The following is a 25,376-nucleotide window of genomic DNA, read 5'->3' on the forward strand; positions in this document are numbered from 1 at the left end:
TCTATGGTCGCATTATCGGTGATTGTGAGTCACTCTTTTGCCCAGGTGACCGGAACGTCGGCTGCCGATACTACCGGAACGCCGACCGCCGGGACGCCAGCCGTTAAAGGATTGGGGGCTGACACAACAATTGCATCGGCTCCAACCCAGTCGCGGCCCGACGGTTCGGCCACAACAGTCGCGCCCAACTCCGGTCTAACCGTGACTGGTTATTTAGAAGCGTACTACAGCCACGACTTCACGGCTCCGAAAACGAATCAGGAACGCCCCGGCTTTCTTTACAATTTCAGGCGAAATCGGGAGGTAAACGTCAATCTGGCGTTCATCAAGGGCGCATACGTTGGCGAGCGCGTTCGGGGTAATCTGGCCATTCAGGCCGGTACGTACGCGCAGTACAACTATGCTGCTGAGCAGGACTTGGTGAAGAATATTTTTGAAGCCAACGCAGGTGTTAAACTCAGCAAAACGAGTGATTTGTGGCTCGACGCAGGCGTTTTCTCATCACACATCGGCTTTGAAGGGGCCATCGGGAAGGATAACTGGACGCTGACCCGCAGCATTCTGGCCGAAAACTCGCCGTATTATCTGTCGGGTGCCAAACTTACCTACAACGCGTCGAATGGTAAGTTGACGTTGTTGGGATCAGTCATAAACGGCTGGCAGCGAATTAAGCGGTTGGATGGCTACAGTGGCCCGTCGGTCAGTACACAGGTGCAGTACCGCCCGTCGCCGAAGCTAACGCTGAACTGGAGTTCGTTTGTTGGTTCCGACCGGCCGGATTCGCTCAAACAGGGTCGGTTCTTCAACAACTTTTACGCCTACATCAATCCGGCTGGAAAGTTCGGCGTGATTCTGGGCTTCGACATTGGCTCCGACCGCAAGCCGGTTGTCAGTGGTGACCGCCGGGTGGGCGATGGCAGCTACATATGGTATTCGCCTGTGATTATTGCCCGGTTTGCCACCAGTGACAAGAGTTACCTGAACGGACGGATTGAGTATTACGATGACCGGGACGCCGTCATTATTGGTATTCCTGGTTTTCGGACGACCGGTTACTCGTTAGGATACGACTATGCCATTTTACCCAATGCTCTGTTCCGTATTGAAGGCAAAATCTACAACAGCAAAGACGCCATCTTTGAGACGGATAACGGGCTTAGCAAAACCAACACATCGCTGACCACGAGTTTAGCAATTAGTTTTTAACGCTGCTTACTACCGGTGCTGAGCGACATTGCGTGGATAGCAATGTCGCTCAGCAACCCACTGACCCGTATGCAAACCGACGACCGCGATCAATCTGCCGAACAGTTCCTTCGGCTCATTCAGGAGTCCCGCCGGGGTAAGTTTAAAATTTACATCGGTATGAGTGCGGGCGTGGGCAAATCCTACCGCATGTTGCAGGAAGCCCATGCGCTGTTGCGGAGTGGTATTGATGTTAAAATCGGCTTTATTGAAACCCACAGCCGCGCCGAAACGCAGGCATTAACCGAAGGGCTACCGGTAATTTCCCGCCGAAAATTATTTTACAAGGGTCGCGAGTTGGAGGAGATGGACGTGCAGGCCGTTATCAACGCGCACCCCGAACTGGCGATTGTGGACGAACTGGCGCATACGAACATTCCTGGCTCAAAAAATGAGAAACGCTGGCAGGACGTGCTGGAAATTCTGGACGCGGGCATCAACGTGATTTCGGCGGTTAACATCCAGCACATTGAGAGTTTGTACGATGAAGTGCAGGAGATTACGGGCGTCGGCGTAACCGAGCGCGTGCCCGACCGGGTGCTGCACGTAGCTGACGAAGTGGTGAACATCGACCTAACCGCCGATGACTTGATTACCCGGCTGAAGGAAGGTAAAATTTACGATAAGGCTAAAGTAGAAACCGCACTGGTTAATTTTTTTCAGCCCGAGAAAATTCTCCAACTCCGCGAACTGGCCCTGCGCGAGGTAGCCACGGCCGTCGAGCGGAAGATTGAAACGTCGATGCCGACGAACGTGCACGCTAAGCCGGAGCGGTTCTTAGCCAGTATCAGTTCTAATTCGGACATTGCCCGTCGGGTTATTCGCAAAACGGCCCGTCTGGCGGCTTATTTCAATTCGCGGTGGTATGTGCTCTACGTACAGACGCCCGCCGAATCACCAGACCGCATTCGATTAGACGTTCAGCGACACCTGATTAATAATTTTAAATTGGCCACTGAACTGGGCGCAGAGGTGATTCAGGCCAAGGGAAGCGACGTGGTAAACTGCATTATGGAAGAGGTTCAGAAACGGAACGTAACGACGGTCTGCATTGGTAAACCGCACTTCAATCTGGTTCAGATTATTCTGCGCACATTTGCTTTCAACCAGCTCCTCAACCGCCTTTCCGAATCGGACACCGACTTGATCATCCTTTCGTAACGATGACGCTCAAATCCAAAATATCGCTCTCGCTCGTCTTTCTCTTCAGCATTATTCTGGTGCTGGGTGGGTTGGCGGCCTTTTACCTGAACAAGCTGTCGGACGATTCAAAGGCGATTCTTGAGGACAATTATGACTCGCTCGAATTCGTCAGCAACATGCAAAAGGCGTTAGTTACGCTTAATGATCCAAATGCGCTGACAGATTTTGAGACAAATCTGAAGAAACAGGAAGCCAACATCACAGAGGTAGGCGAACAGCAGGCTACCATCGCCGTACGAAGGGAGTTCGCCCGGTTACGGAGTGGCGTTAGGACCGAACAGACGATCAGTCGAATCCGGCAGGACCTGTTTGTGCTTGATGATTTGAACCGGCAGGCCATCGCACGTAAAAGCGAAACGGCCGAGGGGACTGCCAAAGACGGCCTGTTTTGGCTGGCGGCCGTTGGCACGTTGATTTTTCTGATCGTTTTTTCCTTCGTTATTAACGTACCCAGCTACATTGCCAATCCGCTGCGCGAACTGACGCGGGGCATTAAGCAAGTGGCCAGTCGCAATTTTGAAGAGCGGCTGAACTTCCGTTCCAGTGATGAATTTGGTGAACTGGCGCGTTCGTTCAATTCCATGGCCCAAAAATTAGACGAATACGAACACTCAAATTTGGCCCAGGTCTTGTTTGAGAAGAAACGAATTGATACGCTGGTGGAGATCATGCCCGACGGCATTATTGGTTTGGATGAAAAACGCCGGATTCTGTTCGTCAATCCGGTGGCCGAGCGATTGCTTGGCGTTGAACGGCAACAGTTGGTGGGTAAGTACGCCCCGGATGTAGCCACCTCCAACGATTTGCTGCGGGCGCTCATTCAGGACACTATGACTGATCCGGTCATCGCCAAAACATCCGTATCGACCAGCGCGGCTGGTATTGACACGCCGGGGGATCTACTGAAGATTTATGATCCGGGTTCAACGGGTAAAGGCAAAGAAAGTTACTTCAACAAGAAAATTCACACGGTAGATGTAACACCCACTGGTGAAACCCAGACCGTTCCTGCTGGCTACCTGATTGTGCTCCAGAATATTACGTCTTACAAAGAGCTTGATCTGGCTAAGACGAATTTTATTGCCACGATATCACATGAGCTGAAGACGCCTATTTCGGCCATCAAAATGAGTTTAAAGCTGCTGCTGGACAAGCGATTAGGTACGTTAAACGACGAACAGCAGGAAATGGTCACGCACGTGCAGGAAAACGCCGACCGCCTGCTCAGACTGACCGGCGAACTGCTCAACATGGCACAAGTCGAATCAGGGCATATTGAACTTCAAATTCGGGCCGTGAACCCGGCCGAATTAGTACAGGTAGCTACCAATGCCCTGCGAACGCAGGCTGAACAGAAACAAATTCGCTTCACGGTAACTGTCCCCCCTGAATTGCCGTCTGTGAAGGCTGACCTCGACAAGGCGTCCTGGGTGCTGATTAATTTTCTGTCGAATGCCATCCGGCATAGCCCAGACCAGTCATCTATCGACATTACTACCCACCAGGTAGCTGACCAGGTTGAATTTACGGTGCGCGACTACGGGCCAGGTTTGCGACCTGAGCACCGGGAACGCGTTTTTGACCGCTATTTTAAAGCGCCTGCGGTTGGTAGCTACCAGCCCAACGGTCAGCATAGTGGAACGGGTTTGGGGCTGGCCATCTCCAGAGAGTTCATCCAGTCAATGGGGGGGCAAATTGGCCTGCATAGTGGTGTGGACCTCGGCGCGGCTTTTTACTTCCGATTAGCCGTCGCTTAGTTCTATTACTGACTGCCGTTTGTGCAGCGAGAAAGTTGAATACAGTTAACCTTGAACATCACTTTTATTTGTCTGATACAGTCAGTACATTTCCTCTCGGAAGACACCGTAACGTACTGACTTTGTGAATTTTTATAGATTGTTTCTGCTTACCGGGGTGTGTTTGCTGGTAAAGGTTGCTCCCATAACAGCACAACGGTCGGTTATCTGGCAGGAGAAACCCGGCACCTGGTCGTTGAACGTGGGCGCAGGGCCATCCCGCTACCTCGGCGACTTCAATGAGCGTTTCAATCTGGCTCATCTACAAACGGGTGTGGCCCTAAGCGCTGCAACTGTTTATCGCTTAACGGACCAACTCGCCTTGCGGGGCGACGTACAGATTTATTACATCCGGGGCACCCAGAAAGACACCCATCTGGAATACAACAATTTATCGTTTCGCAGCTTAAATCCCGATTTGTCGGTTGGTGTTCAGTATGATTTCTGGCCGTCTCAGGACCGAAACCACACGATCATTCCCTATGGTGTTGCCGGTTTCGGACTGACCTACATGACGCCCAAAGCTACTTATTCCGGCGCTACCTACAGCCTGGCACCACTCCATACAGAAGACATAACGTACAACCGGTTACCGCTGATCTTACGGTACGGCGTTGGCGTGCCGCTGTTCAGCATGACCCGGTTTAAGGGCAATATCGAAGGCCTGTATACACATGTTATGAGCGACTACCTCGACGACGTGAGCACGGTTTATCCAGACCGAAGCGGTATGACGCCCGTAGCGGCTTCCTTGTCGGACCGGAGGATGGAGATTGGCACCGCCCCTAATTCCGCCGGCGCCAAACGAGGAAATCCCAAGCGGAACGATGGCTATCTGATTGTGTCGGCCCGGCTCATCTATACGCTCATTACACCCCGACAGCGTAATTACCGACGCCAGTTCAGCCGTTAGGCTTTTGAGGGCGTTTGGCTTATTTTTGAGCGCAAAACCCAGCGGAATGCCGCCCGATACCGAATGAATCCTGCCACGTTTGTTGACGCTATTCAAAACCAACTTCAGCTTACTAACTATGGGCAGCACCCGCCCGAACTCTACGATCCGATCCGCTATATCATGAGCCTTGGCGGCAAGCGAATGCGCCCGCTGCTGACACTGATGGCTACTCACCTGTTCACCGACGACTGGCAGATAGCCATTCAGCCTGCACTGGGAGTAGAGGTTTTTCACAACTTTTCCCTTATGCATGACGACATCATGGACCAGGCACCGCTGCGCCGGGGCCAGTTGACCGTGCATGAAAAATGGAATCAAAACATTGCTATTCTGTCGGGCGACGTTATGCTGGTTAATGCTTATGAGTTACTACTTACTGTTGACACCGACAAGCTGAAGCCGGTGATGACCCGGTTTAGCCGGACGGCGGCCGAGGTGTGTGAGGGGCAGCAGTTAGACATGAATTTCGAGACGCGCTGGGATGTAACCGAGGCCGAGTACATTGAAATGATCCGGCTTAAAACGTCGGTTTTGCTGGGTTACGCCCTTGAACTTGGTGGACTGATTGCCGGGGCTGACGCCGTAACGACGCGGCATCTGTATGAAGCAGGGGTGAACATTGGTATCGGATTTCAGTTGAAAGATGATCTGCTCGATGTGTATGGCGATCCGGCTAAGTTTGGCAAGCAGGTTGGGGGTGACATCCTGGCCAACAAAAAAACGTTTCTGCTCATCGAAGCACTCGAACAGGCCAAAGGACCCGTCCGGGATGAGTTGATCGGCTGGCTCAGCAAACCCGTCACCGATAAAGCCCAGAAAGTACGGTCGATCACTGCCATCTACGAGCAATTGCAGATCCGTCAGATTACGGAGACCCGCATCGGCGAATACTTCTCACGGGGTTTCTCCAGCTTCGACCAGATTAACGCTGACCCTGATCGCAAAACGCTTCTCATCGAATTTGTCCGTCAATTAGCCGAGCGGGAAAGTTGAAAAGTAAGTGCTTGTATTTAAGTATTTAGTGTTTGGTTGTCAGGAAAACTTAAACACATACATACACAAAACGACCTATCACCCATCAAACATGAGCGTCACGCTGATTATTATAATCATAACCGTCGGTATCAGTCTATTAGCCTGGAACAACCCATTGCTGATGGACCGCTGGATTATGAATCCGCATCAGGTAGCCAGCCGGGGGCAATACTATCGGCTCATTACGTCGGGATTTCTGCACGCGGACTGGGGTCATTTGTTTTTCAACATGTTTAGCCTGTACGCCTTTGGGGGCATAATCGAGCAGATTTTTGCTGAACTATTTGGGGCCGCTGGACCCGTGTATCTGATTGGCTTTTACTTAGTCGGTATTCTGGTATCCGACATTCCGAGTTTTCTGAAACATCGCAACGATCCTGGCTACAACTCATTGGGCGCATCAGGGGGCGTATCATCTATTTTGTTCGCGGCTATCATGTTCTACCCGCTCATAAAGCTTTCTTTGATGTTTATTCCAATCGGTATTCCTGGTTTTATCTTCGGTGGCTTGTATCTGGGTTACTCGTATTACGAAGCCCAGCGGGGGCGGGGCAATGTTAACCACGATGCACACTTTTACGGTGCCCTATTTGGCATTTTGTTTGTGATTGCCGCGTATCCGCCGGTACTACCGAATTTTATTGATCAAATTGCCGGGTGGCGCCTATTCTGACAAGGTGCAGCACTGCTGATAACTTTCTTTCTACCCGCATCGAAATCAACGAATTACCGGTTCGTTAGCTAATCATGCTCAGGTTACTCCGCCAGCCTTACCCCACCGAGGAGTCGGTACGCCGGTGGCTTATCAGGGCTTTTCTTATTGGCGCTTTCGTTGGATTTTTTTTGCTCGTATTTCAGCCGTTCGGGTTATATGAGTGGCAAACCCCCGCCAAGACGCTGAAGATTCTGGGCTTTGGCTTGGTCACGTTCTTCGTCTTGACTGCTGACTCGTTTATTCTGCCGCTTCTGTTCCCCCGCTATTTCTCGAACGAACGCTGGACCGTTGGCCACGAAATTGTCCGTACGCTCTTATTCATTATCGTCATTGCCATTGGCAATCGGCTCTACTTGGGCTGGTTGATACGCGAGCCATCAATTGCGCACGATTGGTTGGCGATGATCGGGATGACGTTCATAATCGGTCTGTTTCCAACGGTGGGGGGGGTGCTGACCAGCTATATTGTTCAACTTCGCCGATACTCGCGCGTGGCGGCCGAATTACCGCACCACTCACCCCCGTCGGCACCGGGGGAGCCGTGGCTTCAGGAGCGGGTATCGACGGTTCGGGCCAACGACGCGCCAGATACCCTGCTAACCCTTGTTGCCGACAACGAAAAAGACAAGTTGATTCTTCGTGCCAACACCCTGCTTTTCATTGAATCGAGCGACAATTACTCTACCGTGGTCTGTCTTAAAAGCAACGCAACAGGAATTGACCAGCCCGTTAAGCCCCTTCTCCGCAGCAGCCTGAGCCGTTTAGAGGGTCAGATCAATCAGCCGCATATTGTTCGCAGTCACCGGTCTTACATTGTCAATCTTGATCGGGTCGAGCGGGTAACGGGCAACGCACAAGGCTACAAACTGCACCTACTGGGGGGGCAATTTCAGGTGCCGGTAGCCCGGCGTTTTAATGACGGGCTGATTGTTCAGTTAAAATCACTGACGCCATAGTTCCGGCCGTTAATACCAGAAGGTAGCCTGAACAATCGGGAATGCAGCGGGCCGGTTAAGGCATTTGCCGTTTGTCCCAACGTCCCAATTTCGTTGCCAAACGTCCCAAACAGTGCCACCCGGCCCTTCCTATCGACGCGGGCTAATCAGACGTCTTACATTTACGTCATCGAAACGCAAGCCAAAGACAGTCATGAAAACGCTCATCACCTCCCTGCTCATCGTCCATATTGTCACCGGATGCATTGCCTTGCTGGTTGGCCTAATCCCCATGTTTGCCCAGAAGGGCAATGTGCTTCACAAACGGGCTGGGCTGGTATTCGTCTACTGCATGATTACCGTGGCCATAACGGCCCTGTTACTGTGCGTGTTGCAGCCGTTCAAGCTGATGCGGTTGTTCTTAACGGGTATTGCCGTATTCAGCTTTTATTTGACCATAACAGGCTGGCGGGCTACAAAGCAAAAGAATGGTCAGATTACGACGTTTGACCGAAGCCTAACCTACGTGACGCTGGCCGTGAGTGTAGTAATGATTAGCTACGGAATGTATTTGCTCGTTACGTATGGCACATCATTTTTCCCGATCGTGTTTGCTTTCTTCGGCGGGTTGACGTTCGTGTTTGCCCGGCGAGACATTCAGTTGATGAAGCGACCAACCCAAAAAATGCACTGGTTCTTCCAACATTTCACCCGGATGGGCGGGGCCTACATCGCCACATTTACGGCGGCTATCGTCACCAACATTGGTCGGATCGCACCCGCTGGCTCACCCGAATGGATTGCTACGCTGCTCTGGATTGCTCCATCGCTGGTTGGGGGCATGCTCATTGGGCGGACGGTGCGCTACTACATTGTTAAGTTTAATTTGTCGAAGCCGACCGTCGCCTGATTTACTACTTTTTTAGCAGGTCTTTGACCACGGGCAAGGCCTGCTCAGCCCACTCTCGCATCTGTTTCCCGGAATAGTGTAACCCATCAGAAGTAAAGTGCGAATCGTCGCCAGCCACTTTGCGCGAGAGGGGCATGATGTCTACGTAAGCGACGCCTGCTTTCTGGCATTCGTCCCGCGCAATGGCATTGAACGAATCGATTTCGGTAGCGATCTCTTTTTGGTCACGGTCTCTTGCAAAAGGCGAAACGCCCCAATCGGGAATCGACAGCACGAACACATGGTTAGTTTTGCCCCTAGCAAACTGGATGGCTCTTCGCAACAACGCCTGGAACTCAGTTCGGTAGCGATCCTGGCTTTGACCCCGGTATTGATTATTAACACCAATCAGCAACGAGACAAGGCCGTATGTTTTCTGATTACCGCTGTTTCCAATTGCATCCTGGAGTTCGGAGGTTGTCCAGCCCGTTTTGGCGATTATATCCGGGTCGGCTACGTCAATACCGTCCTGCCGCAACAGCCCGGCGAGCTGTACCGGCCACCGCGCCGACGCATCAACGCTTTCACCAATGGTATAGGAATCACCGAGCGCCAAGTACGAAAACGTATAGTCAGCGGCATCGGGATTCGTAATCATGTCAGCGGGTTGAGCGCAGGTGAGTAAGAGGGAACTGAGCAGGAGGGCGAGTTTCAACGTATTTAGTTCTGGATACGGAGGTGCTTACGTTTGTAGCCTCCGTCCAGATTCGTCTCATACGCTTACATACCCAAACACCTACATACGCAGTCACTTATTCCTGTTCCAGCAGAAACGCTTTGATAAACGGGTCAATGTCGCCGTCGAGTACCGCTTCGGTATTCGATGTCTGGTAACCGGTGCGGTGGTCTTTCACCCGCCGGTCGTCCAGCACGTAGGAGCGAATCTGCGACCCCCATTCGATCTTCTGCTTACTGGCTTCCACCTCCGCACGGGCCGCGTTGCGTTTCTGCACTTCAATTTCGTACAGCTTGGATTTGAGCAGCCGCATGGCCACTTCTTTGTTCATCAACTGACTCCGTTCCTGCTGGCACTCGATAATCAAGCCCGATGGCTTGTGCTTAAGCCGCACAGCCGTCTCTACTTTGTTAACGTTCTGGCCACCCGCTCCGCCCGATCGGAAGGTATCCCAGTCAATATCGGCTGGATTAACCTCAATCTCAATCGTATCATCGACCAGCGGATAAGCGTACACCGACGCGAAAGACGTGTGTCGGCGGGCGTTAGAATCAAACGGCGAAATACGCACTAACCGATGAACGCCGTTTTCGGATTTCAGGAAACCGTATGCCAGCGGGCCATCCACTTCAATCGTTGCCGACTTAATGCCGGCGGTGTCACCATCCTGGTAGTCAACTTGCTTCAGGCCGTAGCCGTGTTTTTCGGCCCAGCGCATGTACATTCGGTAGAGCATCTCGGCCCAGTCCTGGCTTTCGGTACCACCCGCGCCCGCGTTGATTTCGATCACCGCGCTGAGCTGATCCTCCTCATTACCGAGCATTTTCTTGAGTTCGAGGTCTTCGAGCGTGGCCGACACGTTCTGGCCTTCGGCATCAACTTCTTCCTCCAGAACCTCACCTGCTTCGTAGAACTCGAACAGCGTTTCGAGGTCGCCAAACTGGCTGTTGAGTTTCTCGTAGCCAGTGGTCCATCCTTTCAGGCCGCGTACCTGTTTCATCACGCCCTCGGCGCGGGCTGCGTCGGTCCAGAACTCGGGCTGAAACGTTTGTTGTTCGAGTTGAGCTAATTGCTCTTTTTTCGTATCGTAGTCAAAGATACCTCCTCAGGGCCTCTACTCTGGTCCTCAAGTCGGTCAACTGGTCAGTTGTCATGAACTTGTCGTGTGTTGGTTTATTAGAACGGTTCGCCGGAGCGATAGTTCTCCTGCTCCGGTTTGGGCTGCAAAGATAGAACAAAACGGGCGGGGGCTGTTGTTTCCGGGGAAGGACTATATTTGTCAGAAAACGACTGGACTATGGAAGCGGTGCAGCATTACTTTAAAACGATTGAGCGGGGCAACCAGCAGTTGGTCATCGACTTGCCCGAAGGCGTCGATAAAGCCGAAGTTGAGGTTATTGTGCGGTCTTTGTCTGATAAGCAGACAGAACCGGATAAACCTTCGCGTCTGGAAATTATTCAGAAGTTTAAAGGATCGATGAAAAACTCAGGCTATCAGGTGGACAAGTACGACGTGTATGATCAGCAACCTTGTTCTCGATAGCTCAATACTTACTGAATACGCCAAGAATAACAAGACTGAGTTATTGGATCATCTGGTGGCCACTATGCCGGATGGGCTGCGTATCAATTCGGCGGTTCTTAATGAGTATATGTATCACTGGTTGGGTAATAACGGTGGTAAATCTCCCCGTTCGTTGCAGCAAAGCAGGCAAATTGGCATTGTGCTTCAGTCAGGTGACCAAACTTCCTTTCTATCTCAGTTCACCGTCTTACCTTCCGACAACCCCATCGTCCCCATCTACCTCGGCCTAATGCAAGTTTACAATCTTATCCATGAGATTTCGGATTTGGCGTAGTCCGGTGCGTCCCAACTTTTCATTCTACCTTTGTGTTTCATAAACAAGGGCATCATTCGTAACCGGTACGCCGGAACGCATTTCTCATTCTACATTTTTCATTGTTCATAAAAAATGGCATCACCGTACGATTTGATCGTTGTTGGTAGCGGGCCGGGCGGCTACGTAGCGGCCATCCGGGCTTCGCAATTGGGTATGAAAACGGCCGTTGTCGAGCGCGAAAGCCTCGGCGGTATTTGTTTAAACTGGGGCTGTATTCCCACCAAAGCCCTGCTCAAATCGGCGCAGGTTTTTGAATACATTAAACACGCCAACGACTATGGCATCACTATTTCGGGTGAGTCGAAAGCCGATTTCGGAGCCGTCATTAAACGGAGCCGGGGCGTGGCCGACAGTATGAGTAAGGGCGTTCAGTTTTTGATGAAGAAGAACAAAATTGACGTGCTGTCTGGTGTTGGTAAGGTGAAACCGGGTAAGAAAGTAGAGGTGACGGGTGCTGATGGCAGAGTCACCGATTACGAAGCTAAGCACATTATCATTGCCACCGGAGGTCGCGCCCGTCAACTGCCAGCCGTTCCAATCGATGGCGAGAAGGTAATCGAATACCGCAAGGCGATGACGCTTGAAAAGCGGCCCGAAACCATGCTCATCATCGGTTCGGGAGCCATTGGCGTCGAGTTCGCTTACGTCTACGCCAGCATGGGCACGAAAGTGACAATCATCGAGTTTCTGCCTAATGTCGTACCTGTTGAAGACGAGGATATTTCCAAAGAACTCGCCAAGCAGTACAAGAAGATGGGTGTCGATATTTACACCAAGTCGGAAGTGACAAAGGTGGACACCAGTGGCAACGGCTGTAAAGTGTACGTGAAAACGCCGGACGGGGAAAAGACATTCGACGCCGAGATTGTGCTGTCGGCAGCGGGTGTGGTCGCCAATATAGAAAACATCGGTTTGGAAGAGGTCGGCATCATGGTCGATAAGGGCAAGATCGTAACTGACAATTACTACCGGACTAACATTGAAGGCTATTACGCTATTGGTGACGTAACCAAAGGACAGGCCCTGGCGCACGTAGCCTCCGCCGAAGCCATCATCTGCGTCGAGAAGATAGCCGGGCAGCCGCACGTTCAGCCGTTGAATTATAACAACATTCCGGGTTGTACGTATTGCACGCCCGAAATTGCGTCGGTTGGTTACACTGAAAAAGCCGCCCGCGAAGCTGGTTATGAGCTTAAAGTTGGGAAGTTTCCGTTCACCGCATCGGGCAAAGCCAAAGCCGGTGGCGTACCGGAAGGCTTCGTAAAAGTCATTTTTGATGCCAAGTACGGTGAGTTTTTAGGGGCGCACCTCATTGGTACGAACGTAACAGAAATGATCGCTGAGGTGGTTGCCGCCCGTGCGTTGGAAACGACTGGCGAAGAGATTCTGAAAACCGTTCACCCACATCCAACCATGTCGGAAGCTATTAAAGACGCTACCGAAGCCGCTTATGGCGAAGCGATTCACTTGTAATTGAAATTTGTAGATTCATAAGTAGTGACTGCCGCCAGTCTGGAATGAATGAGTTCTGGACTGGCGGCAGTTTTGTTAAAAAACCTCAACAAACGTTAAACGCCTTGTTCTCGTCCAGAAAAGATTGCTGATTTGCCTGACATAACAACCAGGCATCATGAAAAGAGTGTTGCTTCTCGCACTTATTTGGGTCAGTTCCCAAGCCACTGCCCAAACTACTCGGCTGGAGGACCTCTGCCAAATCTTCCACCTGCCCGACGGCAAAGACACAACCACGTTCATTGTATTTGGGATTAAAGCAGATTTGAAGATAAAAAAGCCGCTGTTCCTGTTTCGCCAAGGGTCTCAACCGGCTCCATTCATTCACTTGGTTGGCGACAAATATTACGTAGCTACGCCCTTTCATTTTCGCGATTACAAAGACGAGTACCATTTTGTAATGATTCAAAAGCCGGGTGTTCGGCTGGTCGTCGATACAACATTTTACAACGAGTACGCAAAAGCGATTAGTCAGCCGAACCCGCCGGAGAAGTTCATTAGCAAGAAATACTTAGCCAATAATTACCTCGAACGCTACGTTGACCAATGCGACAAGGTCATTAACTACCTCGTCGAACAACCGTGGATTGAGTCGAAAAAAGTTGTGTTTTGTGGTGGCTCCGAAGGCTTTACTGTTGGTGCCGATTTAGTAGGTAACCGAAATAAGAGCATTACACATACCATTCTGCTCTCAGGAAAACAGGGTCGGCGGTTTGAAGTAATGACACAACAATTTCGTGAACGCGTAGAAAAAGGCGAAATGACACCCAAGGAGGGACAGGAACAAATTGATAAGATGTACCTGATTTGGGAGGACATCTGTAAAAACCCAGATTCCGTAGACAAGTCATTTGGCGATACGTACCGGGCCTGGTACTCATTCTCTCAGCCAACGCTACCCAATTTACTCAAGATTAATACCCCGTTGTATATCGCTTATGGAACGGCAGACAAGGAAATGGCTCCGAGTTTAGATACGCTGCCCTTAGAATTCATCGCCCACGGGAAAAAGAATCTGACCCTGAAACCGTATTATGATCACGACCATCAATTTTTCCAGATGAAGCGCGATACGTTCGGAAAAATAATCGATAAAGTTTACCGGGGTGATGAGGTTGCCAAGGACTGGATGGAGTGGCTGCGTCGAACACCTGCTCAAACTTCGTCAAAATAAATTTTCTATTTCTCCTGACTATTCCCTACTTTTGCACTCCCAAACTCGGAGTACATTACAACGACATACGAGGGTGAAGGTCCGCTACGGTCTACGTGACCCGGCAGAAACCACACCTGACTTTTTGGCAAACAAATCCTGCCTTACTGGATATTGTCTGCTGCTGAAGGTCAGGTGCTGTGCGCCCGACCTTTTTCTATGTCGTTCAATGGGCCTGATTGATAAGCAGATATAGGATTCGTCTGAAAAACTGCCTACCTTTGCGGCCCGATTCAGAGTCGGGAAAGCGTATTTTAATTACCTGCTTACTTTAAACAAACACAAATGTCTGGTTTAATTGGCAAGAAAATCGGGATGACCAGCGTGTACAATGCGGACGGGCAGGCTCTGGCATGTACAGTGATTCAAACAGGTCCCTGTGTCGTTACCCAAGTCCGTAGCGTTGAGAAAGATGGCTACACGGCTGTGCAACTGGGTTTCGGCGAAAAGAAAGAAAAGCACAGCAACAAACCGGAGATGGGCCACTTCAAAAAGGCTGGCACTACGCCTAAGCGTAAACTCGTCGAATTTAAAGAATTTGAGAAAGAGTTGAGTTTGGGTGAAACACTCACGGTTGCCGATGTATTCAGCGAAGAGGAGTTTGTTGATGTAGTTGGAACAGCTAAAGGACGCGGTTTCCAGGGCGTTGTAAAGCGTCACGGATTTGCCGGTGTTGGTGGTCAAACCCACGGTCAGCACAACCGGGGTCGTGCGCCAGGTTCTATTGGTGCCTGTTCGTTCCCCTCGCGCGTGTTCAAAGGACTGCGTATGGCAGGCCGGATGGGTGGTAACCGAGTAAAGGTGCAAAACCTGCGTATTCTGCGCGTGATGCCCGAGCAAAACCTGCTCGTTGTTAGTGGTTCGGTTCCAGGAGCCAAAAATTCATACGTTATTATTGAGAAATAGGCCATGGAAGTAATCGTATATAACAGCAAGGGCGAGGACACAGGCAAAAAGGTCACGCTGCCGGAAGACGTGTTCGGTATCCAGCCGAATCAACACGCGATTTATCTCGACGTGAAACAATACTTAGCCAACCAACGGCAAGGAACGCACAAAGCGAAAGAACGGGCTGAAAACGCTCACTCGACCCGCAAACTGAAAAAACAAAAAGGTACGGGCGGTGCCCGCGCTGGTAGCGCTAAATCGCCGGTGTTTGTTGGTGGTGGCCGGATTTTCGGACCACGCCCCCGCGACTATAGCTTTAAGCTCAATAAGAAAGTAAAATCACTGGCTCGCAAATCGGCTTTAGCTGTAAAAGCGCAGGCCAGCAGGATTTCGGTAATTGATAACATCAAGCTCGAAGCCCCCCGTACGAAGGACTATATTCAGTTCCTGAACGATATGAACCTGACGGGCCGCAAAACGCTGCTGATTCTGCCCGAGGTTAATCTGAATGTTGTACTGTCGAGCCGGAATATACAGAAGACCAAAGTAACGACGGCCTGGCAGGTCAATACCTACGATCTGATGAACGCCGATCAGGTACTGATCAGTGAAGAAGCGCTGTCAAACCTTCAAACGATATTTGATAAGTAAGATCATGAACGTACTGAAACGACCAATTGTCACGGAGAAGATGACGGGCCTGAACAAGCTGGGAAAGTATGCTTTTGAGGTCGAACTGAAAGCAAACAAGCTTGAGATCGTGAAAGCCGTCGAAAAAATGTACGGTGTTAACGTTGAAGCGGTTCATACGATGCGGCAACTGGGCAAAAAGCGTAGCAAAAACATCAACGGACGTGTTGTCACGGGCAAGACCCCAACCACCAAAAAGGCAATTGTAACGGTGGCGGAAGGCGAAGTAATCGATATCTACGCTGACCTGTAAACCGAGCATTGCTCTCATCAATTAATCAGTCATGGGTGTTAAAAAAATGAGACCGATAACGCCGGGTACACGCTTCCGCGTAGCACCCGACTTTGCGGAAATAACAGCTTCCAAGCCGGAGAAGAGCCTGCTGGAGCCCATTAAAAGATCCGGTGGCCGGAACAACGAAGGCCACCGTACTATGCGCTACATTGGTGGAGGTCACAAGCGGCATTACCGCATTATTGACTTTAAGCGCGATAAAGTCGGCCAACCCGCCGAAGTTCTGACTGTAGAATATGATCCAAACCGCACCGCCCGTATTTCTTTAGTACAGTATGGCGATGGCGAAAAACGCTACATTATTGCTCCTCAGGGCATTGTAGTCGGACAAACGATTCAATCCGGTGCTGGCTCAACGCCCGATGTGGGTAACGCTATGCCGCTGAACGCTATGCCGATTGGTACCATCGTTCATAACATCGAACTGACGCCGGGTAAGGGTGGCTCGATGGCCCGTTCGGCTGGTACGTATGCGCAATTAGTCGGTCGCGAGGATAAGTACGCTATCCTGCGGTTGCCGTCGGGTGAAACCCGCCGGGTACTCAGCGCGGGTATGGCGACGGTGGGTTCGGTATCGAATGCCGACCATATGAACGTCGTGGTGGGTAAAGCCGGCCGGAATCGTTGGTTAGGTATTCGTCCCCGCGTCCGGGCCGTGGTAATGAACCCAGTCGATCACCCGATGGGTGGTGGCGAAGGCCGGGCATCCGGTGGACACCCCCGCTCACGCAATGGCCAGTTTGCCAAAGGTCAGAAGACCCGCAAGAAGAACAAGGCATCTGAAAGCATGATTATTAGCCGACGCAAAAAGTAACCGATATAAATGGCACGTTCACTCAAAAAAGGCCCATACATTGATTTTCGGCTGGACAATAAGGTTCAGACGCAGAACGATTCGGGTAAGAAATCGGTCATCAAAACCTGGTCGCGTCGCTCGATGATTTCGCCGGATTTCGTAGGCCACACGTTTGCTGTACACAACGGCAATAAGTTCATTCCGGTGTACGTCACCGAGAACATGGTCGGTCACAAGCTCGGCGAATTCTCTCCAACGCGGAACTTCCGGGGTCACACAGCAAAAAAAGACAAGGGCAAACGTTAATAGTCGCCAGTCGATAGTGGGTCAGTCGTTAGTATTGACAAGCCACTAACGACTACTGACTGATGACTAACGACTATAAGAAACATGGAAGCAGTAGCAAGACTTAATGATGTGCCCACGTCGCCCCGTAAGATGCGGTTGGTCGCCGACCTAATTCGTGGTCAGCGCGTCAGCCGGGCGTTGGGACTCTTGAAATACCAGCCACAGGCTGGTGCCGCCACGTTGCAGAAAGTGCTGCTGTCGGCTGTTGCCAACTGGCAGCAAAAGAACGAAGACGAGCGTATCGAAGACGCGGACCTGTATATCAAAACGATCTTTGTGGATGGTGGTCCGATGCTAAAGCGTTTGCGTCCGGCTCCCCAAGGTCGCGGCCACCGGATTCGGAAACGTTCGAATCATATCACAATTGTGGTTGACAGCGCGGCCCAACAGGTGTTAGACGAAGCAACCACCCAACCCTCTGAAAACGAGTAATAGCAAATGGGACAAAAAATAAATCCGATTGGCCTGCGACTTGGCATTGTGCGGGGCTGGGAATCGAGCTGGTACGGCGGCAAGGAGTTTGCAGATAAACTCGTTGAAGACGAAAAAATCAGGAAGTACATCGCGGCCCGTATTCCGAAAGGAGCCATTGCGCGGGTTGTGATCGAGCGCACTCTCAAGCGTGTTACACTAACAATTCACACTGCTCGTCCGGGTATTGTGATTGGTAAAGGCGGTGGCGAAGTCGACAAGATTAAAGAAGAATTAAAGAAGATTACGGGCAAAGACGTCCAGATCAATATTTTCGAGATTAAGCGGCCCGAAATCGATGCTAAACTCGTTGGTGAAGCAATCGCTCAGCAGCTACAAGCGCGTATCTCGTTCCGGCGTGCTATGAAACAGGCCATTCAGTCGGCTGTTCGGGTGGGGGCGCAGGGAATTAAAGTAAAAGTGTCGGGTCGGTTGGGTGGTGCAGAGATTGCCCGCTCAGAGCAATACAAAGAAGGCCGGGTGCCTCTCCATACGTTGCGTGCTGATATTGATTACGCCCTATCAGAAGCACAAACTGTATATGGCAAAATCGGCATTAAAGTGTGGATTTTTAAGGGTGAAGTATATGGTAAGCGTGACTTGTCGCCAGCTGCTATGATGACGCAGGCGCAGGCGGGCGAACGCACTACCAGTGGTGCAGGCGACCGGGGCGACCGTCGGGGTGGTCCTCGTGGCGACCGTGAAGGTGGCGACCGGGGTGGCCGGGGCGGTAACGACCGAGGTGGTAACCGTGGTGGTGGTGGCCAGGGTGGCAATCGCGGTGGTGCTCCGGGTGGCCAAGGTGGCAACCGCGGGGGCGGTCAGGGCGGCAATCGTGGCGGTGCCCCAGGGGGTAATCGTGGCGGTGGCGGTGGCGGGCCAAGACGATAAAGTAACCGAGTTTTTGAGTGTTTCAGTACATAAATCTGGTCAATGAAGATCATCAGAAACACATAAACACTGGAAAACTCAGAAATATAAAATAGACTTACGACTGTGTTACAGCCAAAAAGAACCAAATTCCGCAAGCAGCACAAAGGCAGAATTCCTGGCATCGCATCGCGCGGTCACGAGATCGCCTTTGGTACGTTCGGTATCAAATCGCTGGAGCCGGGTCGGATTACGGCCCGCCAGATTGAAGCTGCCCGTATTTCCGTTACGCGGGCTATGAAACGCGAAGGCCAGGTTTGGATTCGTATTTTCCCCGATAAGCCGATTACCAAAAAACCGGCTGAGGTTAGGATGGGTAAAGGTAAAGGTGCCCCTGAGTACTGGGTCGCCGTAGTAAAGCCCGGTACTATCATGTTCGAGACAACGGGCGTTGATTTGGCAACAGGAATGGAAGCGCTACGCTTAGCTGCTCAAAAGTTGCCGGTTCGAACCAAGTTTGTAGTTCGGCGCGATTATCAAGAGCAAGTCGACGAATAGTTTTTCTAAGCGACGAATAAGATGAAAAAAGAAGATTTAAAAGGATTGTCGGCCGATGAGATTCGTACCGAGATCGGTGCTGAACAGGATCGCCTGCTGAAATTACGTTTTGCTCATGCGGTATCTCCTATTGAGAATCCAATGCGCATCCGTGAGAGCCGTAAACGGGTTGCTCGTCTGCTTACACTGCATACGGAACTGACGACTAAATCGGCACAAGCCCAATAGATACGACAATGGAAGAGCAACAAGCACCAGCACCGCAGGAAGAACTATCAACTCCGGCAAATGTAGAAGCACCGCAGCCGGTAACAGAAACGCTCGTTGCCGAAACGTCAGAACAGCCGCAGGCTACTGCAGTGGCTGCTCCATCAACAGACGCTGAAACGGAATCAGGACGGAACGCCCGGAAGGAGCGGATTGGGCGGGTTACAAGCAACAAAATGCAGAAGACTATCACTGTAGCAATTGATCGCAAGGTGAAGCACCCGATGTATGGCAAGTTCATGAACAAGACCAAAAAACTGACGGTTCATGACGAGAAAAATGAGTGTGGTATCGGTGACACAGTACGTGTCATGGAAACCCGCCCGCTGAGTAAGAACAAACGTTGGAGATTAATCGAAATCATCGAAAAGGCCAAGTAAGCCATGCTACAGCAAGAATCAAGGTTAGGCGTAGCCGATAACAGTGGTGCTAAGGAAGTGCTCGTTATTCGCGTCTTGGGTGGTACGGGCAAACGGTATGCATCGGTTGGTGATAAGATCGTCGTCACCGTGAAACAGGCCTTATCATCCAGCAGTATGAAAAAAGGCACGGTATCAAAAGCCGTTGTCGTTCGGACTAAAAAAGAAATTCGTCGCAAAGACGGTTCTTATATCCGGTTTGAAGACAATGCCGCCGTGTTACTGAATGCAAACGATGAGCCGCGCGGCACCCGGATTTTCGGACCCGTAGCCCGCGAATTGCGCGAGAAGCAGTTTATGAAAATTGTATCGTTAGCCCCGGAGGTATTGTAAGCAATGGAAAAGAAAGTAACGCTTCCGAAACACAAGTTTCACATCAAGACGGGCGATATGGTCGTCGTGATTGGTGGTAACTCGAAAGGCAAGCGCGGTGTTGTGCAAGAAGTTATCGTGGAGAAAGATCGTGCTCGTGTTGAGGGCGTTGCCATGATTACCAAGCACATGAAACCGACGGCTTCCAATCCGCAGGGAAAGTTGGAGAAAACAGAAGGTTCAATCCACATCAGTAATTTGAAGTTGGTTGATCCTGCCACTGGCGAACCTACCCGCACGGGTCGTAAGGAAAACGACAAAGGCAAGTTGCAGCGCTTCTCAAAGAAGACGGGCAATTTCATTCCTGACGTTGTCATCCGTAAGTAACACCAGAAAAGTCTAACAAAATGGCAACGCCAAGACTCAAAGAAAAATACGTAAGTGAGATTGTTCCTCAGTTGAAGGACAAATTTCAGTATAAGTCGATCATGCAAGTGCCGCGTCTGAGCAAAATTGTCATCAACAAAGGAATTGGAGCTGCTGTGGCCGACAAGAAGTTGGTCGACGTGGGTGTCGAGGAATTGACAATTATCACCGGGCAAAAAGCCGTTCCGACAATGTCGAAAAAGGCCGTTTCTAATTTCAAGCTACGGGAGAAAATGCCCATTGGTGCGAAAGTGACGTTGCGTGGTGTAAAGATGTATGAGTTTCTTGATCGGCTGACGGCGGTGTCGCTACCCCGTGTTCGGGATTTCAAAGGCATTAGTGATAAAGGCTTTGATGGTCGGGGTAACTACACATTTGGTGTGCAGGAGCAGATTATTTTTCCAGAAATCAGCATCGATAAAGTAGCTCGTATTTCGGGAATGGACATCACATTTGTGACGACCGCTAAGACCGATAATGAAAGCTATGAGCTGCTAAAAGCAATGGGTATGCCGTTTTCAAAAGGCGGTAAATAACAACCGATAGAAGCGCTAAGACAATGGCAAAAGAATCAATTAAAGCACGGGAGCGGAAACGCGAAGCAATGGTGGCTAAGTATGCAACCAAGCGGGCAGCCCTGAAGGCAGCTGGTGATTATATCGGTCTGGACAAGTTGCCTAAAAATGCATCACCTGTTCGCCTGCACAACCGTTGTAGCTTGACAGGTCGACCACGGGGGTATATGCGTAAGTTTGGCATTTCACGAGTAACATTCCGTGAAATGGCATCGGCGGGTAAAATTCCGGGCGTAACCAAGTCAAGCTGGTAGGTCCAGTCAATATTACATCATTATATTCAGTTTCCGTAATTTTGCGAACTTTCTGTAAATCAGCTATTCGCAAGTAACGCAACGCTCAGAATGACTACAGATCCAATAGCAGATTTCCTGACACGTGTCAGAAACGCTATCCGGGCTAAACACCGGGTTGTGGAGATTCCTGCTTCCAACATAAAAAAAGAGTTAACCAAGGTATTGTACGAAAAAGGGTACATACAGAACTACAAGTTCGATGACAGTACACCGCAGGGCACCATCAAAATTGCGCTGAAGTATAATCCGACGACGAAGCAACCGGCTATCGTTGACCTACAGCGCATTAGCCGCCCGGGTCTGCGCCAATATCGGGGTGCCGATAATTTGCCGCGTATTCTGAACGGCTTAGGTGTAGCTATTATCTCGACTTCCAAAGGCGTGATGACAGACAAAGAAGCCAAGGTGCTGAACGTAGGTGGTGAGGTATTATGTTACGTCTATTAATCCGAACTGAACGATGTCACGCATAGGTAAGAAACCAATTGCCCTACCCAGCAATGTAACGCTGTCCGTTGACGACCAGAACGTCGTGACGGTTAAGGGGCCTAAAGGAACGCTGTTTCAAACGGTAGATCCTGACATATCAGTGGCCATCGAAGAAGGGCAGATTCAAGTATCGCGCCCAACTGAACAGAAGCGCCATAAAGCACTGCATGGTCTGTACCGGTCACTGGTAAGTAACATGGTTGTGGGCGTTAGCGAAGGTTTTAAGCTTGATCTTGAGGTAATCGGCGTTGGTTACAAAGCATCGGTTGCCAACAATGTTCTCGAACTGCAACTTGGTTACTCGCACAACGTGTATCTGGCGGTTCCAACAGAAATTAAAGTAACAGCCATTACTGAAAAAGGCCAAAACCCGAAAGTATCGCTGGAGGGGTCAGACAAGCAACTCCTTGGTGATGTAGCGGCTAAGATTCGTTCGTTGCGTAAAGTCGAACCATACAAAGGCAAAGGTATTCGCTTCATTGGTGAGCAGGTTCGCCGGAAAGCTGGTAAATCTTCGTCGAAAAAGTAAACTAATAATCGCCTATTTGGTCGGAATCAAATAACATGGCAAACAAACTATCAAGAAGACAGCGGATCAAATTTAGTATCCGGGCTAAGCTCTCAGGTACGGCTGAACGGCCCCGTCTGTCAGTTTTTCGTTCAAACACGGCAATCTACGCGCAACTCATCGACGATGTTGCTGGCAATACGCTGGCGGCTGCTTCCTCGATTGAGTTAAAGAGTGAGATAGAAGGGAACAACCTTGAGACGGCGAAGAAAGTCGGACAAAGGCTGGCGGAGAAAGCGGTTGCCAAGAATATTGACTCAGTCGTATTCGACCGTAATGGCTACTTATACCATGGTAAAGTAAAAGCATTGGCCGAAGCAGCCCGCGAGGGAGGCCTTAAGTTCTAAACGATGAATATCAACTCAGCAAGACCGACGAAATTTAACGAAGCCGACCTGAAAGAAAAGGTGGTGGCCATCAATCGTGTGGCGAAGGTAGTAAAGGGTGGCCGCCGATTCAGTTTTTCGGCAATTGTCGTTGTTGGCGATGGAAATGGTGTTGTCGGCTACGGCTTAGGCAAAGCGAACGAAGTAACTGATGCTATTGCTAAAGGCGTAGAAGATGCCAAGAAGAACTTGGTTCAGATTCCTCTCCTGAAGCACACGGTTCCCCATGAAATGGAAGGGAAATTTAGTGGAGGCTTTGTTCTGCTTAAACCAGCTGCTCCGGGTACGGGCCTAATTGCCGGTGGTGCTATGCGTGCCGTACTGGAGTCGGCTGGTGTTCGTGATATTCTGGCGAAGTCAAAAGGATCGTCAAACCCGCACAATGTGGTAAAAGCAACGTTGGCTGCTCTGCTCAAAATGCGTCTACCTCATCAAGTAGCGTTTCAGCGTCAGATTAGTTTAGCGAAAGTGTTTAACGGCTAATAAACAGCAACAGACATGGCATTGGTACGAATTACGCAGGTCAGAAGCACTATTGACCGTCCACAAACACAGAAGAACGCTATCAAATCGCTTGGTTTGGGCAAAATTAACCGTAGCGTCGAGCGCGAATATAACGATTCATTGAAAGGTGCGCTTGTTAAAGTGCAGCATTTAGTGAAGGTCGAAGAAATTTAGTAATTTTGCGATCCTTTTAGCTTTCAGGTGCCTGTACTATGGACCTGAAGGTTAAAAAATACAACTTTTTTAATTATTGACTAATGAACTTAAGCAACCTTAGACCGGCAAAAGGTTCCGTCAGAGAGCGCAAGCGAGTCGGACGCGGGCAAGGCTCAGGCATGGGTGGAACATCCACGCGGGGCCACAAAGGAGCGCAGTCGCGTTCAGGGTATAGCCGCAAGACACACTTCGAGGGTGGTCAAATGCCATTGCAGCGTCGTGTGCCAAAATTCGGCTTCAAAAACATTAACCGCATTGAATACAAACCCCTGAACTTGGATGCTATTCAGGCTCTGGTTGATGAAACCAACGCAACGGTAGTAGATATGGATTTTATGCTCGCCCACGGACTGGTTAGCCGTAAGGACTTGGTAAAGGTGCTGAGTCGCGGTGAACTGACGGCAGCCGTTGAAATTCATGCCCACGCTTTTTCCGTTAGTGCTAAAGAAGCAATTGAAAAAGCGGGTGGTAAGGCGGTTGTGCCTGAACGGAAAGTCAAAGAAGAAGCAGCGAACTAAACGAGTGAGCACGGCTCAAGCCGCCCTATCTTATGAACCGACTCATCAGTACGTTCAAAAATATTTTCTCTATTGACGAGTTGCGGGGTCGCATTCTCAATACGTTGTTGTTTATCACGGCGTTTCGCCTTGGTTCTGCAATTGTGTTACCGGGTGTCGACCCAAACAAGCTAAACCTCAATCCTCAGGGTTTACTTGGCTTGCTAGATACCTTCTTGGGAGGAGCATTCAGCAAAGCATCAATCTTCGCGTTGGGCATTATGCCGTATATATCGGCATCAATTGCTATTCAGCTACTCACGCTGGCATTACCTTACTTTCAGAAAATGCAGAAAGAAGGGGAGTCAGGGCGAAAACGGCTGAACCAGATAACGCGGGTGCTTACGATTGGGGTTACTGCGGTGCAGGCCATTACGTACATTCAAACAACAATCCCAAATGAGGCCCTTCTCATTGATCGTGCGCTGTTTACCATCTCGTCTCTGTTTATTCTGACTTCCGGCACCATTTTCTGCATGTGGCTGGGTGAGCGCATCACAGACAAGGGTATTGGTAATGGTATATCGATGATTATCATGATTGGAATTGTGTCGCGGCTACCGCAGGCCATTATTGGTGAACAACAATCGCGTGGTACGGGTGGTATTCTGATTTTTGTGCTCGAATTGGTTGCCCTGTATTTTGTAGTTATGGGCGCAGTGGTGCTGACTCAGGCCGTTCGTCGGATTCCAATTCAATATGCTAAGCAGGTTATTGGTAATAAAGTAGTAGGCGGTCAGCGTCAGTATCTACCTCTGAAGCTCAATGCTGCTGGTGTTATGCCGATTATATTTGCCCAAGCGTTGATGTTCGTACCAACATACGTAGCAGGTATTTTTGCGGAGAGGAGTGATTTTGCTGCAAACGTTCAAAACGCTTTTGCAAGCTACACGAGTTGGCAGTATAATCTTTTGTTTGCCTTGCTGATTATTGTCTTTACGTTCTTCTACACGGCGATCTCGGTTAATCCGGTTCAGATTGCCGACGATATGAAACGCAGTGGAGGGTTTATTCCAGGCGTAAAGCCCGGTATTCAAACGTCTGATTACATTGGTACTGTGCTGGATCGCATCACGCTACCAGGTGCTATTATGCTTGCCATCGTGGCGATTCTGCCTGCCATTGCCAACTTGTTTGGTATGACCAGTGGTTTCGCTCAGTTCTTCGGTGGTACGTCTCTGCTTATTATGGTAGGTGTTGTGTTGGATACGTTGCAGCAAGTAGAAAGCTATTTGCTCATGCGTCGGTACGAAGGGTTAATGAAGTCGGGTCGTGTGCAGGGACGGACAAGCGAGACAGCAGCAGCGTAA

Annotated in this window: 35 protein-coding genes; 33 read left to right on the top strand and 2 right to left on the bottom strand. The window is 50.3% G+C overall.

The features are described from left to right. The first annotated feature begins 3 nt into the window (after positions 1 to 3). The 8 genes from ACYVHB_RS06060 to ACYVHB_RS06095 all read left to right on the top strand — a co-directional run bounded on the left by ACYVHB_RS06060 (position 4) and on the right by ACYVHB_RS06095 (position 8,794). On the top strand, positions 4 to 1,206 hold the full coding sequence (locus ACYVHB_RS06060; protein ID WP_461050574.1) for a porin: 1,203 nt from the start codon (positions 4 to 6) through the stop codon (positions 1,204 to 1,206). Between the two features lie 69 nt (positions 1,207 to 1,275). Next, entirely contained in the window at positions 1,276 to 2,406 is a 1,131-nt protein-coding gene (locus ACYVHB_RS06065; RefSeq protein ID WP_461050576.1) for a sensor protein KdpD, read from the top strand. A 2-nt stretch (positions 2,407 to 2,408) separates the two neighbouring features. Continuing rightward, complete coding sequence (locus tag ACYVHB_RS06070; RefSeq protein ID WP_461050578.1) at positions 2,409 to 4,205, top strand: sensor histidine kinase; 1,797 nt, start codon at positions 2,409 to 2,411, stop codon at positions 4,203 to 4,205. A gap of 124 nt (positions 4,206 to 4,329) precedes the next feature. Beyond that, a complete protein-coding gene (locus ACYVHB_RS06075) occupies positions 4,330 to 5,157 on the top strand; it encodes a hypothetical protein (RefSeq protein ID WP_461050580.1) in 828 nt (275 codons plus the stop codon). A gap of 63 nt (positions 5,158 to 5,220) precedes the next feature. Continuing rightward, entirely contained in the window at positions 5,221 to 6,192 is a 972-nt protein-coding gene (locus tag ACYVHB_RS06080; protein ID WP_461050582.1) for a polyprenyl synthetase family protein, read from the top strand. Positions 6,193 to 6,283: 91 nt separating this feature from the next. Then, entirely contained in the window at positions 6,284 to 6,907 is a 624-nt protein-coding gene (locus ACYVHB_RS06085; RefSeq protein WP_461050584.1) for a rhomboid family intramembrane serine protease, read from the top strand. 74 nt (positions 6,908 to 6,981) lie between these two features. After that, entirely contained in the window at positions 6,982 to 7,905 is a 924-nt protein-coding gene (locus tag ACYVHB_RS06090; RefSeq protein ID WP_461050586.1) for a LytR/AlgR family response regulator transcription factor, read from the top strand. A gap of 193 nt (positions 7,906 to 8,098) precedes the next feature. Further along, on the top strand, positions 8,099 to 8,794 hold the full coding sequence (locus ACYVHB_RS06095) for a DUF2306 domain-containing protein (RefSeq protein WP_461050588.1): 696 nt from the start codon (positions 8,099 to 8,101) through the stop codon (positions 8,792 to 8,794). 4 nt (positions 8,795 to 8,798) lie between these two features. Here ACYVHB_RS06095 and ACYVHB_RS06100 read toward each other — a convergent pair whose 3' ends face one another. Both ACYVHB_RS06100 and prfB read right to left on the bottom strand, forming a co-directional pair. Then, positions 8,799 to 9,431 carry an SGNH/GDSL hydrolase family protein gene (locus tag ACYVHB_RS06100; RefSeq protein ID WP_461051031.1) on the bottom strand — a complete coding sequence of 211 codons (633 nt, stop codon included), beginning with the start codon at positions 9,429 to 9,431 and terminating at the stop codon, positions 8,799 to 8,801. A gap of 154 nt (positions 9,432 to 9,585) precedes the next feature. Then, positions 9,586 to 10,663, bottom strand: a protein-coding gene (gene prfB / locus ACYVHB_RS06105) for a peptide chain release factor 2 (RefSeq protein ID WP_461050590.1) whose coding sequence is annotated in 2 segments (ribosomal slippage) — positions 9,586 to 10,602 and positions 10,604 to 10,663 — 1,077 coding nt in all. Because the reading frame shifts where the segments join, the coding sequence is not laid out codon by codon here. Between the two features lie 143 nt (positions 10,664 to 10,806). On the opposite strand from prfB, the gene ACYVHB_RS06110 reads away from it, so the two are divergent. The 25 genes from ACYVHB_RS06110 to secY all read left to right on the top strand — a co-directional run bounded on the left by ACYVHB_RS06110 (position 10,807) and on the right by secY (position 25,376). Continuing rightward, entirely contained in the window at positions 10,807 to 11,052 is a 246-nt protein-coding gene (locus tag ACYVHB_RS06110) for a hypothetical protein (protein ID WP_461050591.1), read from the top strand. Beyond that, the gene (locus ACYVHB_RS06115) at positions 11,027 to 11,368 is read left to right on the top strand and encodes a PIN domain-containing protein (protein WP_461050593.1); all 342 of its coding nucleotides are present in this window, start codon (positions 11,027 to 11,029) and stop codon (positions 11,366 to 11,368) included. Before ACYVHB_RS06110 ends, ACYVHB_RS06115 begins: the two co-directional genes overlap by 26 nt. A 114-nt stretch (positions 11,369 to 11,482) precedes the next feature. Beyond that, the gene (gene lpdA / locus ACYVHB_RS06120; RefSeq protein ID WP_461050595.1) at positions 11,483 to 12,883 is read left to right on the top strand and encodes a dihydrolipoyl dehydrogenase; all 1,401 of its coding nucleotides are present in this window, start codon (positions 11,483 to 11,485) and stop codon (positions 12,881 to 12,883) included. A 157-nt stretch (positions 12,884 to 13,040) separates the two neighbouring features. After that, positions 13,041 to 14,096 (top strand): hypothetical protein, encoded by a 1,056-nt coding sequence (locus ACYVHB_RS06125; RefSeq protein WP_461050597.1) that lies wholly within the window; start codon positions 13,041 to 13,043, stop codon positions 14,094 to 14,096. Positions 14,097 to 14,420: 324 nt separating this feature from the next. Then, the gene (gene rplC, locus ACYVHB_RS06130) at positions 14,421 to 15,041 is read left to right on the top strand and encodes a 50S ribosomal protein L3 (protein ID WP_461050599.1); all 621 of its coding nucleotides are present in this window, start codon (positions 14,421 to 14,423) and stop codon (positions 15,039 to 15,041) included. A 3-nt stretch (positions 15,042 to 15,044) separates the two neighbouring features. Continuing rightward, positions 15,045 to 15,674 (top strand): 50S ribosomal protein L4, encoded by a 630-nt coding sequence (gene rplD / locus ACYVHB_RS06135; RefSeq protein ID WP_461050600.1) that lies wholly within the window; start codon positions 15,045 to 15,047, stop codon positions 15,672 to 15,674. 4 nt (positions 15,675 to 15,678) lie between these two features. Continuing rightward, positions 15,679 to 15,966: a 50S ribosomal protein L23 gene (gene rplW / locus ACYVHB_RS06140; RefSeq protein ID WP_080238282.1), complete on the top strand. Its 288-nt coding sequence runs from the start codon at positions 15,679 to 15,681 to the stop codon at positions 15,964 to 15,966. Between the two features lie 31 nt (positions 15,967 to 15,997). Continuing rightward, a complete protein-coding gene (rplB, locus tag ACYVHB_RS06145) occupies positions 15,998 to 16,822 on the top strand; it encodes a 50S ribosomal protein L2 (protein WP_461050602.1) in 825 nt (274 codons plus the stop codon). A 9-nt stretch (positions 16,823 to 16,831) separates the two neighbouring features. Beyond that, positions 16,832 to 17,110 (top strand): 30S ribosomal protein S19, encoded by a 279-nt coding sequence (gene rpsS / locus ACYVHB_RS06150; RefSeq protein WP_018618700.1) that lies wholly within the window; start codon positions 16,832 to 16,834, stop codon positions 17,108 to 17,110. An 84-nt stretch (positions 17,111 to 17,194) separates the two neighbouring features. Beyond that, positions 17,195 to 17,584, top strand: coding sequence for a 50S ribosomal protein L22 (rplV, locus tag ACYVHB_RS06155; protein ID WP_461050604.1), 390 nt, complete (start codon positions 17,195 to 17,197; stop codon positions 17,582 to 17,584). A gap of 6 nt (positions 17,585 to 17,590) precedes the next feature. Next, positions 17,591 to 18,514, top strand: a complete 924-nt coding sequence (rpsC, locus tag ACYVHB_RS06160) for a 30S ribosomal protein S3 (protein ID WP_461050606.1) — start codon at positions 17,591 to 17,593, stop codon at positions 18,512 to 18,514. A gap of 105 nt (positions 18,515 to 18,619) precedes the next feature. Next, positions 18,620 to 19,051, top strand: coding sequence for a 50S ribosomal protein L16 (gene rplP / locus ACYVHB_RS06165; RefSeq protein ID WP_461050608.1), 432 nt, complete (start codon positions 18,620 to 18,622; stop codon positions 19,049 to 19,051). Between the two features lie 21 nt (positions 19,052 to 19,072). Next, complete coding sequence (rpmC, locus tag ACYVHB_RS06170) at positions 19,073 to 19,279, top strand: 50S ribosomal protein L29 (protein ID WP_461050610.1); 207 nt, start codon at positions 19,073 to 19,075, stop codon at positions 19,277 to 19,279. Between the two features lie 131 nt (positions 19,280 to 19,410). Beyond that, positions 19,411 to 19,698, top strand: a complete 288-nt coding sequence (gene rpsQ / locus ACYVHB_RS06175; RefSeq protein ID WP_461051032.1) for a 30S ribosomal protein S17 — start codon at positions 19,411 to 19,413, stop codon at positions 19,696 to 19,698. A 3-nt stretch (positions 19,699 to 19,701) separates the two neighbouring features. Continuing rightward, entirely contained in the window at positions 19,702 to 20,070 is a 369-nt protein-coding gene (rplN, locus tag ACYVHB_RS06180; protein WP_461050611.1) for a 50S ribosomal protein L14, read from the top strand. Positions 20,071 to 20,073: 3 nt separating this feature from the next. Further along, entirely contained in the window at positions 20,074 to 20,436 is a 363-nt protein-coding gene (gene rplX, locus ACYVHB_RS06185; RefSeq protein ID WP_461050613.1) for a 50S ribosomal protein L24, read from the top strand. A gap of 20 nt (positions 20,437 to 20,456) precedes the next feature. Next, entirely contained in the window at positions 20,457 to 21,011 is a 555-nt protein-coding gene (gene rplE, locus ACYVHB_RS06190) for a 50S ribosomal protein L5 (RefSeq protein WP_461050615.1), read from the top strand. 23 nt (positions 21,012 to 21,034) lie between these two features. Further along, the gene (gene rpsN / locus ACYVHB_RS06195; RefSeq protein ID WP_461050617.1) at positions 21,035 to 21,304 is read left to right on the top strand and encodes a 30S ribosomal protein S14; all 270 of its coding nucleotides are present in this window, start codon (positions 21,035 to 21,037) and stop codon (positions 21,302 to 21,304) included. Positions 21,305 to 21,394: 90 nt separating this feature from the next. After that, positions 21,395 to 21,793: a 30S ribosomal protein S8 gene (gene rpsH / locus ACYVHB_RS06200; protein WP_461050619.1), complete on the top strand. Its 399-nt coding sequence runs from the start codon at positions 21,395 to 21,397 to the stop codon at positions 21,791 to 21,793. A gap of 13 nt (positions 21,794 to 21,806) precedes the next feature. Continuing rightward, a complete protein-coding gene (gene rplF, locus ACYVHB_RS06205; RefSeq protein WP_461050621.1) occupies positions 21,807 to 22,364 on the top strand; it encodes a 50S ribosomal protein L6 in 558 nt (185 codons plus the stop codon). Positions 22,365 to 22,399: 35 nt separating this feature from the next. Further along, the gene (gene rplR / locus ACYVHB_RS06210) at positions 22,400 to 22,750 is read left to right on the top strand and encodes a 50S ribosomal protein L18 (RefSeq protein WP_461050623.1); all 351 of its coding nucleotides are present in this window, start codon (positions 22,400 to 22,402) and stop codon (positions 22,748 to 22,750) included. A 3-nt stretch (positions 22,751 to 22,753) separates the two neighbouring features. Continuing rightward, positions 22,754 to 23,272 carry a 30S ribosomal protein S5 gene (rpsE, locus tag ACYVHB_RS06215; RefSeq protein ID WP_461050625.1) on the top strand — a complete coding sequence of 173 codons (519 nt, stop codon included), beginning with the start codon at positions 22,754 to 22,756 and terminating at the stop codon, positions 23,270 to 23,272. 15 nt (positions 23,273 to 23,287) lie between these two features. After that, a complete protein-coding gene (gene rpmD, locus ACYVHB_RS06220) occupies positions 23,288 to 23,467 on the top strand; it encodes a 50S ribosomal protein L30 (RefSeq protein ID WP_461050627.1) in 180 nt (59 codons plus the stop codon). An 83-nt stretch (positions 23,468 to 23,550) separates the two neighbouring features. After that, positions 23,551 to 24,027 carry a 50S ribosomal protein L15 gene (gene rplO / locus ACYVHB_RS06225; protein ID WP_461050629.1) on the top strand — a complete coding sequence of 159 codons (477 nt, stop codon included), beginning with the start codon at positions 23,551 to 23,553 and terminating at the stop codon, positions 24,025 to 24,027. 32 nt (positions 24,028 to 24,059) lie between these two features. Next, a complete protein-coding gene (gene secY / locus ACYVHB_RS06230) occupies positions 24,060 to 25,376 on the top strand; it encodes a preprotein translocase subunit SecY (protein ID WP_461050630.1) in 1,317 nt (438 codons plus the stop codon).

The sequence above is a fragment of the Spirosoma arcticum genome, from assembly GCF_054779955.1.

Excerpts from the sequence above, each read along its gene's own strand:
- ACYVHB_RS06060 (WP_461050574.1), top strand. The coding sequence starts at position 4 with ATGGTCGCATTATCGGTGATTGTGAGTCACTCTTTTGCCCAGGTGACC.
- ACYVHB_RS06065 (WP_461050576.1), top strand. The coding sequence starts at position 1,276 with ATGCAAACCGACGACCGCGATCAATCTGCCGAACAGTTCCTTCGGCTC.
- ACYVHB_RS06070 (WP_461050578.1), top strand. The coding sequence starts at position 2,409 with ATGACGCTCAAATCCAAAATATCGCTCTCGCTCGTCTTTCTCTTCAGC.
- ACYVHB_RS06080 (WP_461050582.1), top strand. The coding sequence starts at position 5,221 with ATGAATCCTGCCACGTTTGTTGACGCTATTCAAAACCAACTTCAGCTT.
- ACYVHB_RS06085 (WP_461050584.1), top strand. The coding sequence starts at position 6,284 with ATGAGCGTCACGCTGATTATTATAATCATAACCGTCGGTATCAGTCTA.
- ACYVHB_RS06090 (WP_461050586.1), top strand. The coding sequence starts at position 6,982 with ATGCTCAGGTTACTCCGCCAGCCTTACCCCACCGAGGAGTCGGTACGC.
- ACYVHB_RS06095 (WP_461050588.1), top strand. The coding sequence starts at position 8,099 with ATGAAAACGCTCATCACCTCCCTGCTCATCGTCCATATTGTCACCGGA.
- ACYVHB_RS06100 (WP_461051031.1), bottom strand. The coding sequence starts at position 9,431 with ATGATTACGAATCCCGATGCCGCTGACTATACGTTTTCGTACTTGGCG.
- ACYVHB_RS06110 (WP_461050591.1), top strand. The coding sequence starts at position 10,807 with ATGGAAGCGGTGCAGCATTACTTTAAAACGATTGAGCGGGGCAACCAG.
- ACYVHB_RS06115 (WP_461050593.1), top strand. The coding sequence starts at position 11,027 with ATGATCAGCAACCTTGTTCTCGATAGCTCAATACTTACTGAATACGCC.
- lpdA (WP_461050595.1), top strand. The coding sequence starts at position 11,483 with ATGGCATCACCGTACGATTTGATCGTTGTTGGTAGCGGGCCGGGCGGC.
- ACYVHB_RS06125 (WP_461050597.1), top strand. The coding sequence starts at position 13,041 with ATGAAAAGAGTGTTGCTTCTCGCACTTATTTGGGTCAGTTCCCAAGCC.
- rplC (WP_461050599.1), top strand. The coding sequence starts at position 14,421 with ATGTCTGGTTTAATTGGCAAGAAAATCGGGATGACCAGCGTGTACAAT.
- rplD (WP_461050600.1), top strand. The coding sequence starts at position 15,045 with ATGGAAGTAATCGTATATAACAGCAAGGGCGAGGACACAGGCAAAAAG.
- rplW (WP_080238282.1), top strand. The coding sequence starts at position 15,679 with ATGAACGTACTGAAACGACCAATTGTCACGGAGAAGATGACGGGCCTG.
- rplB (WP_461050602.1), top strand. The coding sequence starts at position 15,998 with ATGGGTGTTAAAAAAATGAGACCGATAACGCCGGGTACACGCTTCCGC.
- rpsS (WP_018618700.1), top strand. The coding sequence starts at position 16,832 with ATGGCACGTTCACTCAAAAAAGGCCCATACATTGATTTTCGGCTGGAC.
- rplV (WP_461050604.1), top strand. The coding sequence starts at position 17,195 with ATGGAAGCAGTAGCAAGACTTAATGATGTGCCCACGTCGCCCCGTAAG.
- rpsC (WP_461050606.1), top strand. The coding sequence starts at position 17,591 with ATGGGACAAAAAATAAATCCGATTGGCCTGCGACTTGGCATTGTGCGG.
- rpmC (WP_461050610.1), top strand. The coding sequence starts at position 19,073 with ATGAAAAAAGAAGATTTAAAAGGATTGTCGGCCGATGAGATTCGTACC.
- rplN (WP_461050611.1), top strand. The coding sequence starts at position 19,702 with ATGCTACAGCAAGAATCAAGGTTAGGCGTAGCCGATAACAGTGGTGCT.
- rplX (WP_461050613.1), top strand. The coding sequence starts at position 20,074 with ATGGAAAAGAAAGTAACGCTTCCGAAACACAAGTTTCACATCAAGACG.
- rplE (WP_461050615.1), top strand. The coding sequence starts at position 20,457 with ATGGCAACGCCAAGACTCAAAGAAAAATACGTAAGTGAGATTGTTCCT.
- rpsN (WP_461050617.1), top strand. The coding sequence starts at position 21,035 with ATGGCAAAAGAATCAATTAAAGCACGGGAGCGGAAACGCGAAGCAATG.
- rpsH (WP_461050619.1), top strand. The coding sequence starts at position 21,395 with ATGACTACAGATCCAATAGCAGATTTCCTGACACGTGTCAGAAACGCT.
- rplF (WP_461050621.1), top strand. The coding sequence starts at position 21,807 with ATGTCACGCATAGGTAAGAAACCAATTGCCCTACCCAGCAATGTAACG.
- rplR (WP_461050623.1), top strand. The coding sequence starts at position 22,400 with ATGGCAAACAAACTATCAAGAAGACAGCGGATCAAATTTAGTATCCGG.
- rpsE (WP_461050625.1), top strand. The coding sequence starts at position 22,754 with ATGAATATCAACTCAGCAAGACCGACGAAATTTAACGAAGCCGACCTG.
- rpmD (WP_461050627.1), top strand. The coding sequence starts at position 23,288 with ATGGCATTGGTACGAATTACGCAGGTCAGAAGCACTATTGACCGTCCA.
- rplO (WP_461050629.1), top strand. The coding sequence starts at position 23,551 with ATGAACTTAAGCAACCTTAGACCGGCAAAAGGTTCCGTCAGAGAGCGC.
- secY (WP_461050630.1), top strand. The coding sequence starts at position 24,060 with ATGAACCGACTCATCAGTACGTTCAAAAATATTTTCTCTATTGACGAG.